Origin of the sequence: Streptomyces sp. NBC_00829, assembly GCF_045161795.1 — a bacterium.
Classification (GTDB): Bacteria; Actinomycetota; Actinomycetes; order Streptomycetales; family Streptomycetaceae; genus Streptomyces.
Genome location: NZ_CP108867.1, coordinates 8,019,821 through 8,038,180, shown reverse-complemented (window position 1 = coordinate 8,038,180; position 18,360 = coordinate 8,019,821). Strand labels below are relative to the sequence as shown.

The window sequence follows — 18,360 nt, the reverse complement described above, 5'->3', positions numbered from 1 at the left end:
CGCCGCCCGCATCCCGTCGCCCGTCAGCCCTCAGCCCCGTCAGTAGGCAGCCCCCGTGAGTCGCATACCCTTCCACCGCCCCGTCCGCATGACGCCCCCGCCGATGCCGGACGGCAGGACGACGCTGGCCAACCCGCCCCAACAGCCGCAGCAGCAAGGGGCGGCGGGCTGGCTGATGCTCCTGCTGCCGCTGCTGTCCAGCATCAGCATGGCCGCCTACATGGTCGCCTACGGCAAGGCGTGGATGATCCTGCTCGGCTTCGCCTTCGTCGTGGTGTCGGTCGGCATCACCATCGGTGTGCGCATGCAGCTGCGCGGCAGCCGGCGGCGCAACCAGTACCGGCAGCGCGAGCGCTACTCGGAGTACCTGGCGAGCGTCCGCAAGCAGGCGATGCACAACGGCGCCGCCCAGCGCGCGGCGGACGCCTGGCACTACCCGCACCCCGACCGGCTGTGGGCCATCGCCACCCAACGCCGCCGGGTGTGGGAACGGCGGCCCGGCGACGCCGACTTCCTGTACCTGCGCGTGGGCACCGGCACGGCCCCCTCCGCGCACGGGCTGCAGATGCCCGTCCAGAGCGACCCCACCGCCGACATCGACACCCTCTCCCAGCACGCCGCGGCCGAAGTCGTCCGCACCCACGGCACCGTCGACGGCCAGGCCGCCTGGCTGGACCTGCGCGGCGCCGGGGTCGTCAGCCTCCTCGGCCCGCGCCCGCGCACCCGCGAGCTGGCCCAGTCGCTGCTGCTCCAGCTGTCGGTGCTGCACGCCCCCGACGACGTGCGCGTCGCCGTTGTCACCGGCGGCGACTCCGCCTGGGACTGGGTGAAATGGCTGCCGCACGCCCAGCAGCCGGACCAGGAGGCGCAGCTGCGCGAGCAGGAGGTCGTCCCCCTGCTCGCCGACGAGCTGGCCGGGCTCCAGGACCACCTGCAGAGCACACTGGACCGGGCCGTCGCCGCGCGTGCCGAGCGCAACAGCCGCATCGTCACCCAGCGCGACACCGGCGCCCGCCGCCACCTCGTCGTCTTCCTCGACGACTACGACCCCCAGGCGCCCTGGACCCGTGCGGCGCTGCTCGCCGACCTGCTCACCGAAGCCGGGCCCGACCTGGGACTGCATGTGGTGTGCCTGGTCCAGGAGGAAGGCTCCGAACCGGGCCGGGTGGACGTACGCGCCCGCATCGATGGGCGCGGCGGCCTCGTCCTGGAGGGCCGTACGCCCGGCCTGCACGCGCCGGTAGAGAAGGCCGTGGCCGACGAGACCGCGCCCGCCGTCCGGGAGGCGACCGCCCGCGCCCTGGCCCCGCTCAGGCTGTCCGGCGAACGCGACCAGGTGCTCTCCGAGCACGTCTCCCTCTCCGGCATGCTCGGCTTCCCCGACATCGCGGCCTTCGACCCGGCCGCCTCCCGGCGCGCCCCGGACCGGAAGGACCTGCTCAGCATCCCGATCGGGGTGACCGGCACCGGCGAACCGCTCTCCCTGGACCTCAAGGAGTCGGCACAGGGCGGCATCGGCCCGCACGGCCTGGTCGTCGGCGCCACCGGCTCCGGCAAAAGCGAACTGCTGCGCACCCTGGTCACCGGCATGGCCATGGTGCACGCGCCCGAGCATCTGGCCTTCGTCCTGGTCGACTTCAAGGGCGGCGCCACCTTCGCGGGCGCCACCGAACTGCCGCACGTCTCCGGCCTGATCACCAACCTCGCGGACGACCTCGCGCTGGTCGACCGGATGAGGCAGGCTCTGCAGGGCGAACAGCAGCGCCGTCAGCGGATGCTGCGCGAGGCCGGCAACGTCGACTCGGTGCGCGAGTACCAGCTCCGCCAGGCCGCCGGCGGCACCGACGCGCACGGCGAACCGCTGGAGCCGCTGCCGTACCTGCTGATCGTCGTGGACGAGTTCGGCGAACTCCTCTCCCAGCGGCCCGACTTCATCGACCTGTTCGTACAGATCGGCCGCGTCGGCCGCTCGCTCGGCATGCACCTGCTGCTGGCCACCCAGCGGCTGGAGGAGGGCCGGCTGCGCGGCCTGGAGTCGCACCTGTCCTACCGGATCTGCCTGCGCACCTTCAGCGCCACCGAGTCGCGCGCCGTCATCGGCACCTCCGACGCCTACACGCTGCCCGCCATCCCGGGCTCCGCCTACCTCAAGGTCGACGAGTCCGTCTACGAGCGCTTCCGCGTCGCCCACGTCTCCGCGCCCTACCGCGAGCACGACACCGAGGCGGCGAGCTCCGCCGTGGAACCGGTGCCGTACGCCGTGTACGGCGACCTCGCCCCGCTCACCCCCGAGGAGAGCGAGCCGGCCGGCTGGGAGTGGGACCCGGACGCGGGCGCCACCGAACTCCAGATCGCCGTCGAACGCCTGCTGAACAAGGACACCCCGGGACACCAGGTGTGGCTGCCGCCGCTGCCGCCCCGCTTACCCCTCGACCCGCTGCTCGGCGAGCCCGAAGCAGACGCCGACCTCGGCCTGCGCTGCATCCAGTGGCCCTTCGCGGGCGAGCTGAAGTTACCCGTCGGCGTCCTCGACGTACCCTCCCGCCAGGAACAGCGCCCTCTGGTGCTGGACCTCACCGGACGGCAGGGGCACCTGGCCCTGGTCGGGGCGCCGCAGAGCGGCAAGTCCACCTTCCTGCGCACCGCGATGCTCAGCGCCATGCTCACCCACACCCCCGACGAGCTGCAGTTCTACGCCATCGACATGGGCGGTGGCTCGCTGCACGGGTTGGCCGACGCACCCCATGTGGCCGGTGTCGCCGGGCGCCGCGACGAGGAACGGGTGGGCCGGGTACTGACCGAGGTCAGCCGCCTGGTCACCGCGCGCGAGCAGATGTTCCGCGACCTGCGCATCCAGTCCGCCGCCGAACTGCGCGCCCGCCGCGCCCGGGGCGAGCTGCCCGAGGGCGTGCGCGCCGCGGACATCGTGCTCGCCGTCGACAACTGGGCGGCCCTGCACACCACACACGAGACCGCCGTGGAGACCCTCACCGAGATCGCCACCCGCGGCCTCGGCGTGGGCGTCCATCTGTGGTTGACCGCCAACCGCTGGGCGGAGATCCGCGTCAACCTGCGTGACAACATCCCCGGCCGCCTCGAACTGCGCCTCAACGACCCGTCCGAGTCCGAGATCAACCGCCCCGCCGCCCGCGGACTGGGGCAGAGCATCCCCGGGCGCGGACTGGCCTCACCAGGGCTCACTCACCACATCGCGCTGCCCCGGCTCGACGGGGCGGACGACTTGGACGGGCTCGCCGACGCCGAGCAGGCGCTGGTGCGCCGGATCACCGAGTGCTGGCGGACGGCGGCGGCTCCGGCGCTGCGCGTGCTGCCGGAGCGGATAACCGTACGTGAACTGGCGACCGCCGCCGAGCCGTCCCCCGCCGAGCGTTGGGAGGGCCACGGACCCGGCATCGGCGAGCGTGAGGTCCCCATCGGGCTGCGCGAGTCCGACCTGCGCACCGTCGGCCTCGATCTGACGTCCGGCGCCCCGCACTTCACCGTCTTCGGCGACTCCGGCTCCGGCAAGACCGCCTTCCTGCGTAGCTGGATGCGCGGCCTGGCCGCCCGGCACTCCGCGCGCGAGGTGCGGTTCATGGTCGTCGACTACCGGCACAGCCTGCTGGACGTGGTGCCCGAGGAGTACCTCGGCGCCCGGGGCGGCAACGCCGACCTGGTGGCCGGACAGGCACAGGCCCTCGCCGAGACACTGCGCTCACGCATCCCCCCGGCCGATCTCACCACCGCCCAGCTCGCCGAGCGCGGCTGGTGGCAGGGCCCGGAACTCTACGTCGTGGCCGACGACTACGACCTCGCCTCCGGCAGCATGGGCCGCGGCCCGCTCGCCGCCCTGGCCGAGTTCATCCCGCAGGCCGACGAACTGGGCTTCCACCTGGTGCTGGCCCGCCGCGTCGGCGGCGCCGGCCGAGCCCTGATGTCGGACCCGCTGCTCAGCAGGCTCAAGGAGATCGGCACCGACGGGCTGCTGCTCTCCGGCGACCACCGCGAAGGCGCCCTCATCGGCGACCGGCGAGCCCGCCGCCGACAGCCCGGCCGGGGTCTGCTGGTGCGGCGCAGCGCCGAACCGACGCTCGTGCAGATCGCACTGGACGAACGGGACGTGCCGCCGGGCACCTCCGGCGGCTCCGCCGACCACGGCCACGGCCAGACCCGGGACGACAGCGGGCCGGGGACCCCTTCCGGTCCCGCACCGGCCCAGACCGCCAACACCCAAGCCTAGACAGCAGCACCGCGCCCAGGGAGGGCGGCCGACACCATGGCAGACGCGGATTCCGTACTCGGCAGCATCAGCCTCGACGAGATCATCGACCTGGGCAACGCCTGGATCCAGCTCGGCGACGAGATCCACGAGCGCCGGGTCGCCGTCAACGGGCACCTGGGCGGCCTCGGCATGACCGGCACCGCCGGCGACGCGGCACACCGGGCGTGGGACGAGGCGTTGGGCAAGACCATCGACGACGCCGCCGAGACCGCCTGGACGGTCGGCCAGACCATCCACCGCTACGCGGAGGAGCTGAGGAAGGCCGCCGACGAATACGCGAAGAAGATCAACGCCTCCATGTGGGCGACCATCCTCGGTGCCATCGTCGGGATGGCCTTCCTGGCCCTCGGGCCGCTGCTCGGCAACCTGTTGTCGATGATCGGCTCGCTGCTGGGCCGGCTGATCCCGGTGCTCTCCCAGATGGCCGCCCGTCTCGGCACCTTGGGCACCACGGCCGCCGGCGCCGTCGGCGGCGCCGTGTCCGGTGCCGCGCTCAGCCTCGGCATCGACGTCGCCGTCGGCGCGGCCGGCGCCGCCATCGCGGGCACCGACTATGAGGTCGACTGGGGCGCCGAAGCCTGGAGCATGGGCCTGGGCGGGCTCCTGGGCGGCGTCCTCGGCGGCTTCGCCGGCTACCACTACACCCCGCGCCCGGCCAGCCCTGCTGCCGGCCCCGAGGGCGGTGTGCCGACGAACACGTCACGCGGAGGGCCGACGATCAGCGTCAACGCCAAGCCGGAGCAGATTGGCGGCCACGACGGGCCGTTGGGTGCCACGCCGGGTGAGAAGTTCCCGGTGAATCCGCTGAAGTCGGGGGGTGAGAGCGCTTCGGCCGGCCCGCGTCCGCTTGGGGGTTTTGAGGGGAAGCTGGGCGGCACACCGGGTGAGAAGTTCCCGGTGAATCTGCCGAAGTCGGGGAGCGAGAGCGCTTCGGCCGGCCCGCGTCCGCTTGAGGGTCACCAAGGAAAGCTGGGCGGCACACCGGGTCAGAAGTTCCCGGTGAATCCGCCGAAGTCGGGGAGCGAGAGCGCTTCGGCCGGCCCGCGTCCGCTTGAGGGTCACCAAGGAAAGCTGGGCGGCACACCGGGTCAGAAGTTCCCGGTGAATCCGCCGGTGCCGAGCCGGACCAAGAGCCCTGCGTCCGGCAACTCCGAGCGGGTGAACGAGTCCCCGGGCGCCCGGGGGTACGACTTCCCCGCGACGGTCGCCAATCGCCCGCCCAGCCAGACCGGCGACAGCGCGACGTCCAACGCCCCGGCGTCCCCGCACCCGTTCGAGCGCCCCGGGGGGAAGCTGGGCGGACCGCCGAACGACCCCAACCGGAGCATGCAGCCGCGCCCGGACGGCGGGAACCGGCCCGGCGAGGGGACAGCCGGCGCCGCCAAGCCTCCGACGCGTTCGGGAGTCGGCCACGACCGCCCGGCCACCCTCGGTGATGTCGCCGACGGTACGCATGGCGGTGGTGGCCGTGGTGCCGGACAGGGCGGTGGGACACTCCGCGCCAACGAGGGCAGCAGCACCCAGATCGAGACGCAGCCTCCCGCTTCCCGTCCCGGTCCTGGAGAGGGCACTCGTACCGTTGGGGATGATGTGCCGTCGTCGTCGGCTGGTGCGGCGGGTCCGGTGGAGAGTTCCGTGTCGAAGTCTGGGCAGGGCACGACTGATCAGGGTTCGGCCGGGTCCACGTCTTCCGGTTCTGCTGGTACGGGGGGTGTGCCCGGGGGGACCGGTGCGGGGCGTCCGGTTCCGGTGGAGCCCGGTCATGCGGGTGGTGGCTCGCGCGGGGGCGATGCGGAAGGTACGGGCGGGGCGGGTGCTCACGGTTCGAACTCGTCCGCGCTCAAGGGCGGTGGTGCGTCTGCCGACGAGTTGCGTTCCATGAGCAGTGGGTCCGGTGTGGGCCGCGCTGACGAGGCCGGCGGGTCCGGCCCTGGTGGCAAGTCGGGTCAGCTTGAGGGCGGCGGTGTTCAGGAGTCAGGTCGTGGGCCGGGTAATGAGCTCGGGGCGGATCCGGCGAAGTTGGGCACCGGGAACAGTTCGGGGAAGGGTTCGGACCAGGCGAAGTCGTCGAGTCAGCCCGTGGGTTCCGCGGCCGGCGAATCCGGACGGCCGAACACCACCCGCAGCGGCCGCGGGCACAACTTCCCGGCAACGAATGACAACCGCCCGCCCGGTAGTGGTGCGACCCCCAATACAGCGGGACCGAGTCCCTTCGCGTACGACGGGCAGCGGCTCGGTGTGTCACCGGAGGACCCGCACGGCAGCATGCAGCCGCGTCCGGCCCGCGCGGACCGTCCCGGTGACCGAGGCCCCAAGCTCCCGACGCGCATGGGGCCCGGTTACGACCGCCCGGCCACGCTCGGTGATGTCACCGACGGCACGCATGGTGGTGGCCGCGGTGCCGGAGGGGGCGGTGTGAACCTCCGTACCAACGAGGGCAGCAGCACCTACGTCGAGACGCAGCCTCCCGGCGCCCGTCCCGAAGCAGGCGCCCGAACCGTTGGAGACGACGGCCCCTCGTCGTCGGCCGATGCAGCGCGGCCCGCGGAGACTTCCGCGTCGAAGACCGCCCAGGACACACCCGATTCGGGTCCGGCCGGACTGACGTCCCCCGACCCCGCCGGTACGGCGGGTGAGCACGGGGGAACAAGCGGAGCGCACCCGGCCCCGGAGCGGCTCAGCGGACCGGAGCCGTCGTCGGCGGCGGCGACGACGGTAGCGGATGACGCCGCTTCCGCGGTTGCTCCTGCCGTGTCCTCCGATCTTGCCGGTACGGAGGTCGGGCATGGGAGGACTGGTGGAGCGCACCCGGCCCCGGCGCAGCTCAGCCGACCTGAGCCGTCGGCGACTACGGCGACGGCGGGGGATGACATCGCTTCCGCAGTCGCTCCCGCCGTCCGGCACCCGGGCGAGGCGCGGTTCGACATCGACGCGGCGCGGACGCGGCTCGACGACCCCTCGGTGCCGCGGGACCGGGGGGACACCTCCCTCCAGTGGGCCACGGACGCGGTGCTGGCGTGGATCGGTCGCGTGGCGCCCGGTGAGAACCCGCTAGGAGTGGTGCCGCGGGTGAGCGAGGTCGTCGAGCTGGTCGCGGCCGAGCACCTGCGGGGCGGACACCTGCCCGCCACGGCGCTGCTGGGCTCCCTCGTTCCGGTTTCCCCGGAACCCCACGTGGCGCCGCCGTCCGCACCCGAGTCCGGCAGCGCGCGGCCGAACCAGGTCGGTGCGGTGCCGGACTCGGGTTCTGCGGTTGGCGGTCGGACGTTGGGCGTTGGGCCGGCTCCGCAAGGGACACGAGGGAAGGTGTCGAATCCGGGTCCGTCGGTGGGGGGTTGGCAAGGGGAGAGCCCGGATGTGACAGATCCGCTGGCCGGCTACGACCGCCCGGCCACCCTCGGCGACATCCCCAGCGGCACAACCGGCGGCGGCCATGGAGCCGGAGAAAGCGGCGGGAACCTCCCCGCGGATGAGGGCAGCAGCACCCAGATCGAGACGCAGCCCCCTGCCTCACGTCCCGAAGCAGGCGACGGAACCGTTGGGGACGACGGACTCCTGTCCTCGTCCGGCGCGGCGAATCCCGCGGAGACCTCCGTGTCGCAGACCGTCCAGGACGCACCAGATTCGGGTCTGACCGGACCCACGTCCACCGATCCCGCCGGTACCGAGGCCGAGCACGGCAGCGGATCGCGCCCGGCCCCGGCGCAGCTCACCCGACCGGAGCCGTCGGCACCGGTGACGGTGACGGACGACACAGCCTCCGCAGACGCTCGCGCCGTCCGGCACCCGGGCGAGGCGCGGTTCGACATCGACGCCGCGCGGACGCGGCTCGACGCCCCCTCGGTGCCGCAGGACCGGAGGGACACCTCCCTCCAGTGGGCCGCGGGCGCGGTGCTGGCGTGGATCGGTCGCGTGGCGCCCGGTGAGAACCCGCTAGGAGTGGTGCCACGGGTGGGCGAGGTCGTCGAGCTGGTCGCGGCCGAGCACCTGCGGGGCGGACACCTGCCCGCCACGGCGCTGCTGGGCTCCCTCGTCCAGGGCGCGCGACCACTCGTCCCGCCGCCCCCCGCCGAGGAAGCGCCGCTGCCGGCCTCGCCGCGCCCCCGCCTCGCACCGCCGCCCGGTCAGCCGGACCTGGACCCGTTCCGCGGCCTCGCCGTGTCCCGGGCACCCGGGCCCCGGCCCGGCCAGGCCCACCCGGTCCGGGACTGGGAGGTCCTCTCGGCCGTACCGAAGTCGCGGTCCAAGCAGGTGCGGGCCATCGACGAGGCGGTACGGCAGCTGGGCCCGGACCCGGGCCGGCACGACCTGCAACGTGTGCTCGACGCCATTGAGGAGTGGAAGGGCGGCAAGTCGACGACGAGCAAACGCCGGCCGGCGGTCGTGCAGCTGGAGAACGCCGTCCGGGCCTGGCTGGGCCGGGTCGAGGCAGAAGTCCGGGACCGGTTGGGGCAGCGGGACCAGCGGAACCGGCAGCGCCCCTTCGCACAGGCCGGTAGCGCACCGGCCGGGTCCGCCGCTGAGGGACAGGCCGGCGCGACGCTGTCCGAATCCGCTGAGCCGGACCCGGTCGAGGTGGAGGGATATGCACCCGCCAGCGGGTTCGAGGGCGAACTGCACAAGTTCCAGGTAGCAGGGCTGGACGCGGAGGATGACGCGGCGTCCTACGGCCATATCGTAGAGCTGCCTGGGCTGTTGTATATCACCTTGGACAAGGTGGGAAACGCGCCGGTCCTGGAGGTCGTGTCCGTCCCGGCGCGGGGGCTGGTGCGGGGTCGCCCCGACGGGCGAGCTGAGCGGTCCGAGGTGATCGCCGCCTTCCTGGACGTGCTGAAGCGGCTCGCCGAGGCGCCGCACGGCGCCAGCCTGTCGCGGATCTTCCCGGCGTCGGCGGGCTTCAAAGTAGTGGTGGACGCGGCGAATCTGCGGGTGCGGGGTGATGGCCAGGGGACGATCCTCGTTCACCACACCGCGACGGCTCCGCTGAGCGGGGTGATCCAGTTCCTGGAGCATGTCCGCGAGCACATGCGTGTCGAGTCCCTACCGGTCCAGATCGCCAAGCAGGACCTGCAGGGAGGGGTGGCGTTCGGTCGCGCCGCCGTTCCGCGGTTCCAGCAGTGGTTGGCCGCGCATCAGGATCCGGCCCTGGCGGCACAGGTGAGGGCGTGGGACGAAGGGGAGCTGGCGGGCGCGCTCGCCCTCGGGTACACGCAGGTCGCAGCCGCAGCACGCGACACGAAGAGCGCGCGTCCGCGGGGGAAGGACTTCACGGCGGCCGCCTCCCGGGACTCCCTCCAGGCGATCCGGGCCACGCTGGGCGCCGTGCCGCGCAGGTTCCTGACGGAGGAATCCGATTGGCTCGCGGGTGAGTTCGAGCGGCCCCTTGCCGAGGCCATGCAGGTGGACTCTGTGCTGACCAGGCGGATGCCCCGGCACGACGCAGGCGTGACGATCCGGCACTATCTCGAAAACCTGCTCCTCGACAACCCCCAGCACGTCATCAGCCAGTACCACGGGCTCCGGATCCGCACCGACTTCAACACACTGGACAGCAACCCGGACGCGCAGGGGACAGCGCGCATCAATCCGCCGGTCGTCCGGCTGGAGACCCGGCCCTACGCCCCGATCGAGTCCACTCCGGCCACCATCATTGAGGAGTACGAAACCCTGGCGCAGCTGTCCCTCGACCTCTACAACGAGGCCCGGCGGCAGCACGGACTCCGCCCGGTCGGCGGCCCCGTGGCGCAGGCGGCGCCCACCGCGGCGGGCACGCAGTCCGGACAGCCCCTGGCGGCTCCTCCGACGCACACGACCGTCCTGGAAGCGCAGACCGCCCAGGCGCCGCCCACGACGGGGACGCCTGCCCACGACGCGCTCCCGGCTCCCCTCGCCGACCTCGCCACCCGGCTGCCCGGGATGACGGCCGAGGAGCGGACCCGGGAGCTGACGCTGCTGCCGTCCGGCCAACTGGAAGCGCTGGCCGCCGACCCGGCGCTGATCACCGATCTGCGTCGGCAGCTGCCGCCCGCGGACTTCGCCGCCACCGCCGCCCAACTGCTGGTACGCGTGCCCGAAGGGGTCGAGCAGCCGGTCTCCGCCCGAAGCGAGGCGCAGGGTCTGGTCGCCGGCATGCTGGCCGACCCCGAGGTGGCCGGGCGCCTGCTGGCCGGGGGCACCCGGCTGTTCGTGGTCCCCCGGGACGCCCCGCTGACATCGCTCGGCCCGTTCGCCGAACTGCACGGCGCCAGCGCCGACGGACGGTCTTTCGCAACCTTGCGCGGCATCCACCACAACGGTCAGGTCGCGGCCTCCGAGGAGAACCTGCTGGGCGAGGCCACCAGAGTGCCCGGCGACGGCGTCTACCCGGACGGCTACTCCACTGTCACCCACGAGTTGGCCCACGCCATCCATGAGAGCGGTCTGAGCCCGGCCGAGCGCGCGGTCATCGAGAGCGCCTACCAGGCCAGGGTGGCCGAAGGCGAGGCCGCGCATTGGCCCGACGGTCCGCTGCGGGACCCGGCTGGCGTCCGCACCGGCGCCAACTACTCCTCCCACGACGCGTATGAATACTTCGCCCAGCTCAGCAACGCCTACCTGGGCACCAACACCGGTACCGACCCGTACACCGGAGCCCCCCGCAACAACGGCCCGGACTGGGTGCGGCGGCACGAGCCCGGCCTGCTGCCCCTGCTGGAGCAGCTTTACGGCCCCCGGCAGAAGGGGGACGGCCCGGCGGCCAACCCCATCACCGCGGTGCAGGCCGAGAACGAGACCTGGGCGGGCTTCCGTGCCTTGTGGAACCAGGCCGAGCAGGAACTGCACCCGCAGCCCCACGCCCCGGTGCCGCCGGTCGGGGCCCCCCAGGACGGCGGCCCCGTGACGCACTCGGCCCCCGTCGCGGCGGGCACACCGTCCGGACAGCCGCTGCTGGCGCCCCCGACGAGCACGACGACCATGCTGGAGGAACCGGCCACCCAGTCGCCCACGGACGAGGCGCCCGCCCCCGCTACAGCGCCCACGCGGCCGACGACCACGACCACACCGGAGCAGCCGGTCACTCAGGCACCGTTCACCCACGCCCCGGTGACGGCTCAACTCGCCCAGCGTGGACTTTCCCCGGTGCTCGTCCCCGCGGGGGGAGACGCGCTGGCGCACGCGCTGATCGCCGTAGCGCCGAAGGAGAGCGGGCAGCTGGTCGGTCAGAGCCGGCCCGCCACCCCGGCGGAGCTGCGCGCCGAGATCGCGGACGCGGTCGCGGCCGACCTGCGCAGGGTGCCCGCCGCGCGCACGCTGCTGTCCCAGGAGACAGTGCCGGACGGGCCGGACGGCGCATCCCGGCTGCCCGAGACAGCCGACGAGGGCAGTGCGGACGCGACCGTCCGCGGGCTGCGGACCGGGAACGGCCCCGACTCCCTGGACTGGCTGGCCCTCGGGGTCGCGGCAGGCGGGCTGGGGGTGCGGATCACGGTGCTGACGCCGGACCGAGCCCCCTGGACCGTCGGACCCGCCGACGGACGATCCGTCGTCCTCGTCCAGCAGGAGCGGCCCGGACCCCACACCGGCCGCTGGGCGGCGACCGAACCGGTGGCCGCGGCCGAGCAGGCCCAGCGCCCCGGAGCCGAGCGCGCGGGCGAGACGTCCGGTTTCACCTGGGGCAGCACGTCCTCCGCCGCGGCCCGGCCCACGGCCTCCGGCCCGGCGCGGCCCGCGGTCTTCTTCGACGCCGACCCCCGGCCGACGAAGCAGACCACCGACGAGAGCGCCACCGCTGCCCACGACCCCGGCGAAGGCAGCTCCCGCGGCCCCACGGCCGGCGGCAGCGGGGCCGGGTCCGGTGGGTCGGGGTCCGGACAGGCACCCCTGCCGCAGAGCGGCGACGGCGACGTCCCCGCGCCCCGCACGCTGTCGCCGTACGTCCGCGACTACGGCTCCCGGCACGACGGCCTGGTCGGGCTCGTGCCCCACGAGCCCGTCCCCGAGGACGTGCTCGCCGAGCTCCACCAGCAGGTGCTGACCACCCTCGGCGTACCGCCGGGGAGCGCCGCGGAGACGGAGGTGCGCCGGCAGCTCGGCGAGGAGCTGAGCGCCGCGCAGATCGGGCTGTATCTGCCGTATGTGCGCAGCACGCGCGGGCATCGCGTCACGGTCACCGTGGACGGCACGCAGCGCACCGTGGACGTCCGGCTGCGCCTGACCGATCCGCGGCTGGCCACCCGGGGAACCCAGGGCGAGGTGCCGCGCGCCACGAAGCTGGAGCGGCAGAGCGAGGGCAGCCAGACCTCCTCCATGGCCGAGAGCTCCGGCACCATGCGGACGATCCCGATCCCGTGGACCGCGATCTACCATGGCCCCGCCGGGCCGCTGCGCTGGTTCGACGGGGCGCTCACCCTGACCTTGACGCACAATCAGCTCACGCAGTCCGCGACGGTCAGTGAGGGCGTCATGACGACGTCCATGCAGCGCGCCAACGATCAGGCGCACGCTGTCGAGTTCACCGGCCGGTGGCAGGTGTGGGTGGACGCCTTCCGGAACGCGCCGGGGGACACCTGGGGCGTGGAACAGAGCCACGGGCCGCTGACCGCCTGGTTCTCCGAGTACCGGGCCTTCGATCACGGCGGCGCGCTCGGCCCGTTCCCGGGGCCGGCCGGGCTGGACGACCTCCCCCTGTGGGGCGTGGAGGCCGTAGCCGAACCGGGCAGGCTGCTGGACAGTCTGCTCCACGATCCCGTCTTCGCCGCCCTGCGGAGCCTGAACGAGACCTCCCGGGACGAGCTGGAGGATTTCCTCTCCGAGGGGATGCTGCGCAACACCTTCCCGATGCAGCGGGACCGCGGCGTGTACTCGCCGCTGCTGCTGGACAGCGGCGGCAACGCGATCGGCATGCTCCAGCTCTCCGCCACCGTGCGGCCGGGAAGCGCGAACGCGCAGACCCCGCACGGTCAGTTCAGGCTGGAGTCCTGGGTCACCCACACCTCCGGCGTGGACCGCTCGGCGCGGCTCACCAGCGGCGTCGGGCTCGACGGCAGCGGCGGGCCGATGTTCACGCCCGATCACGCGAAGGGCCATCCGAACGCAGCCCGCCGCACCAACGGGCTCCTCTTCGGCAAGGCCGGCGTGTCCTGGCAGTCCAGCGACGCGCTGAACACCAGCAACAAGGCGTCGATGATGCATGCCCTCTACACGGACAGCTCTCACCTGCACGTCCCGTCGGACGTCACCTACCGGATCACGCTCGTGCGCGCGGGCGGCGGCGAGATCTCCGGCTCCTACGGTCCGTGGCCGGAGGGCATCCAGCTGCGGCTGCTGCCGCGCGGCATCGGTCACACACCCACGCCAAAGGAGCGGCGCGGACTGCCCGGGCACCTGGAACACCTCGAGAGCATCGGCTTCTCCGCCGTGCCCATCGCCGTCCACGGCGCGGAGCGCATGTTCGACCGGGCCGAGGAGTGGCTGCGCCGGGAGGGATTCCTGCCGCCGAGCGAGCACAGCGGGTTCGAATGGAACGAGGGACGGGCGCAGGCTCAGTTGGCCAACCTGCGGCGGTTCGAGCAACTGCGGTCCAGGCTGGGGCTGGCCGCCGCCCTGCCGGACGCCGTCGAGGGAGGGCGGCCCGTCTGGTTCGAGCAGCCCGGCCTGGTGAGCGGCAGCCGCCGCGTCCAGCTGCGCTTCACCGCCGCCCGGAACCGGGACCCGCGCCCCGGTGAGGTCGGCACGCCGCCCGCCACGCACACCTTGCGGTTGCCGGACGTGCAGACCGCGGGAAACACCTCCCACGAGGCGCGCGGTACCCGGCAGCGCGGCAACCAGTTCGGCGGCACGCTGGGCGGCGGAGGCGGCCCGCGGTGGGTGCTGGCCGACGGCGGATGGGCGCTGGACACCACCGGCGAATACGTCTGGGGCGCGCAGCACTCGAGCTCCGCGTCCGTCGGATCCTCGCAGGGAGGGGATCAGTACACGATCACGACCAGCGGCGGCACCGAACTCTTCGCCGTACCGGCCCGGTTCGCGCTGAACCTTCACGAGGGCAGCGCCGAGGACCCGCTGGTGCGGTTCGCCGACCCGGCGTCCGACCCCGCGTCCGGACCGGCCGCGAGCCCCCAGCCCGCCCCGGTCGGGCCGCTGGGCCTGCGGGTCCCCGCCCCGGCGGCTCCGGCCACCGTCGCCGGACACGTCACGCTGGCCGTGCCGCACCATCGCACGGTCCCGGCGCAGGGCCGGATCCTGCCGGCGCCGGCCCTGGACGACATCCGCGCGCCCCGCACCGGCGGCGGAGCGGAGGACGACTTCGTACGGCTCCGCCTCACGGACCCAGCCGGAGCACCGCAGCCGGGTCTGATCCGGCTGCCGGACGATGTGATCGTGGACGTCTTCCGCGCCGGAGCCGCGCTCAAGGAGGCGTTCCGGCAGCTTGTCACCGGCACCTATCCCGGCCGCCCGGCCGCCGGCGCGCTCAGCCGCGGGCTGCATACCTTCAGCAGCCGGGTGCCCGACGTGGTGACCGCACCCGGCGCCTGGCTGGGCGAGTATCTGGCCGGCCCCGCCGCCGGGGACCAGAGCGCCTTCGCCGGCGAGGTCCTGAACCAGCACCTGCGAGTCTCCAACCTGCTCGCCCGCGCGCAGCAGATCTTCAGCGGCGCCTACGTCATCGAAGGTCTGGTTCTGCCCGGCCTCGGCGCCGACCAAGAACTGTCCCTGGAGATCGCCGGCTTTCTGCACAACGCCACGCACAGCGACTCCTTCCGCAGCACTGGCAAGCGCGACCTGAACGCGACCGACACGTCCAGCCGGCAGCGCACCGTGGCGACGTCCCACCAGTTCGGGGGTGGAGTCACCCCACTCCAGGCGGTACCCACCCGGCCCGCCGGCAGCCCGCCGCCGCGGGTCTCGCAGGCCAACCCGAGCGTGCGGGTCTCGGGCAGTCGCCGTACCGAGACCACGATCGAACACTCCGCCAGCACCTCGGCCGTGCGCGTGCCGCAGGACGCCGCCGACCAGTACCTGATCACCTCCGACGCCACCCTGCTGGTGACGCTGCGTCAGGGCACGCGGAACTTCTTCGGCAACCTCGTCGGCCTGGGCAGCCGGGACGGCATCACGGTCGCCGTCCACCTGCCCCGTGCCGTGCAGTTCACCCTGTCCCCCAGCCATCTGGCCCGCTACGCACGCTGGTTCGCCGGCGTGCCCGGCCTGCCCCGGCTGGAGCTGCCGGCCCCCACGCTGCCTCCGCCGGACCACTTTGTACGCACCGGCGAAATCGGCACCGGCAGCGTCCTTTCCGTCTCCCAGCTCGGCGATCCGGTGCGACGCAACGAGGTCCGCGACCGGCTGCGCGAAGAGCTGGTGGCGCAGGTGGAGCGGGTGGCGCCGGGCGTGACCCGTCCGGGACACTCCGCGTATCTGCCCGGGGTGGCCACTCGCCTCGCCGACCTGACCGCACCGCCCGCGCTGCGCGCACTGCCCGCGCGGGGCAGGGTCCGGCTGTGGTTCCGGTACGCCGCGACGGGCGGCGCCCGCCTGATCGAGGTCACCCTCAGCGCCCGGCCCCAGGCGGGCGCCCCGGCCCGGGGCGCTCTGCTCGGGCGCCCCGCGGGCGAGAAGACCTCCGTGGAGACGGTGAACATCCACGCGCCGGAGAACAGCTCCGAGTCCCGGGGGATCACCCGGACGTTGCAGGTGACCGCTGCCCCGATCTCCCGGTACCCGCGACCCGGCGGCGGCCCGGGCCGCATGGACCGGACCGGCCCGGTGCTGACCGCCTCCACCTCGCGAAGCAGCAGCGTGCGCAGCGACTTCTCCGCCGACGACCGTCAGTGGACGAAGACCGGCAACTCCGCCGACTTCGACGACATCGTCTACGACATCACCGGCACCGTCCGCTCCGAACTGATCTGGGACTGGCCGCCGGACCTGCTCGGCGGTGTCCTGGACCAGGGATGGGTGTCCCTGACCGAGCGGGGCGGCGGAGGGCTCGGCGAGCGGCTCGCCCGGATGATACGCGGCCCGCGGCGCCCTCAGATCTCGGTCCCGGCGCTGGTGAGCGTCCGGTTCGTCGGCTCGGAGGCCGTCGCACCGCGCCCGCACGATCCGCCGGTGCGGCCGAGTACCTCGCACACTGATCCGCGGCGGTCACCCGCGCCGCTCTCGGACGGCGGGCCGCCCTTCACCGCCGGGCCCGCACTGGTCCCCACCGGTCCGGCACCGGTGACCGGGTTCAACGGCTTCCCGGAGCTCGCCCAGGCGCTGCTGACCGTGGCGCCGGACACCGCGGGGACCTGGGGCCTGTCGGCCGACGCGCCGCCGGAGGCCGCGGCGGCCCGCCTCGGTGAACTCATGCAGGCCGGGCAGATCACCGTCGGCCTGTCCGGCACGGCCGCGGGGCTGACCACCACGATGCCCGGAGCCTGGCCCGTGGGGAGCGATCCCGACGAGACTCCCACTCTCCAGGTGACCCTGCACAACCCGCGGCCGGTCACCGACGCCGAGGACGTCTCCGTCGAGCGGCTGCGCAAACCCGTGCGCTCCACCAGCAGTTCCTCGGTCGTGGGCTCGTCGCTGGGCCTGGGCTACCAGTCCACCCTCAGCGGCAACCGGTCCAGCCTGCACGTGGTCGCCTTCACCGTCCCGCTGCTGTCCCGACAGCCGGTCACCCGCACCGGTGGCAATGCGGACTCGGCCGGACAGCGGGACGCGATCAAGACCGGCAACCCCACCCGTTCCGCGACCGGTGCCAACACCCGCAGCCACGAGATACTCGTGGACGCGGTGATCACGGTCACCGGACCGGCAGGCACCCGGTACGTCACCGGCAGCGCCAGTGTCCGGCTCTTCGACCGGGAACTGCTCGGCCACGGCGTGATCGGGCCGCGCGTCGCCCCGCGGGTCTACGACCTTCCGTCAATGCTCGCCGGGCAGCCGAGCGACCCACTGCGGAACTGGAGCACCCACCCGGTGACCGAACTGCCCCAGGTACTGGTCGGGGAGCTGGATGGCCAGGACAGGTCAGCCCAGCTCTGGCTCGACCTCGGCCCGGACCCGGACGGCAGCCGGCTGGCCCGCGCCCTGTACGTGGGCTCGCGGACCGCCGTGGCGGCGAACCGTCCGGTGGAACTGGTGGTGCGCGGCGGAACGGGGCTGAGGTTCTGGCCGTTCACCGCCGACGGACGGCTCGCCGACCTCACCCCGGCCACCACCCCCACCTGGAACCTGCTGCGCACGGCGGTCGTCAACGCCACCGACGCGGCCGACGCCGAAGCGGACGCGGCCGGCCGCGAGGCCGAGCTGGGCCCACAGGAAGTCCGCGCCGCCGGGGAACTGGCCATGGCGCGAGCCTCGTTGACCGCCGCAACCGCCGCGCACGACACGGCGGCCGAGGCGCTCACCGCGGCGCGGACCGACCGGCAGTACATCGCCGTACGGCTCGGCGACGCCGAGCGGGTCCAGGCGGAAGCCGAAGGCGCGGCGGACCGGCGGGACGAGGCCGTCACGACGGCCGAGGAGCGGCTCGCGCAGGCGGAACAGGCGCTGCGCCGGGCCCGGGAGGAGGCCGCCAGGAACCAGCCGACGGCCACCGGCGCGGCCGGGACGGCGGCGCCGCAGGCCGGTCCCGGCCCGGAGGCCGTGTCCGCCGCGGAGTCCGCGCGGGACGCGGCCCGGTCGGAATGGGACGCCGCCCGCGGCGCGGCGGACGTGGCGCGGGAAGTCGCCCAGCGCGCGTCCGGCGCGGTCGCGCGGCTCCAGGAACAGTTGGCCGCCGCCGGGGAGCGGGTGAGTACCGCCCTCGACGAGGAACAGGCCGCGGCGAAGGCCGTCACCCGGGCCGAGGCTTCCCAGGACGAGCGGTACGAGGAGCACGGGCGGCTCAGGCGGGAGCTGGAGAGCGTGCGTCAGGAGCAGGCCGACCAGCGGGAGCTGTGGGAGAACGCGTGGGCGCAGATGCCCGGTCTGGCCGCGATGCTGGCCGCCGACCGGTGCCGGGAGATGATCGGCGGGGCCCGGTTCCCGCTCGGCTCGCTCGGCAAGGCGCCCGGCGGTTCCGGCCGCTGAGACGTGCGACGGCCCCGGTGGAGGATTCCGCCGGG

2 protein-coding genes are annotated in these 18,360 nt (G+C 73.8%); both read left to right on the top strand.

All coding sequences use genetic code 11. The features are described 5' to 3' along the window. Positions 1-55 precede the first annotated feature (55 nt). Positions 56-4,240: a type VII secretion protein EccCa gene (gene eccCa, locus OG293_RS35810; RefSeq protein WP_406002910.1), complete on the top strand. Its 4,185-nt coding sequence runs from the start codon at positions 56-58 to the stop codon at positions 4,238-4,240. 36 nt (positions 4,241-4,276) lie between these two features. Beyond that, complete coding sequence (locus OG293_RS35805) at positions 4,277-18,325, top strand: hypothetical protein (protein WP_406002909.1); 14,049 nt, start codon at positions 4,277-4,279, stop codon at positions 18,323-18,325. Positions 18,326-18,360: the final 35 nt, after the last annotated feature.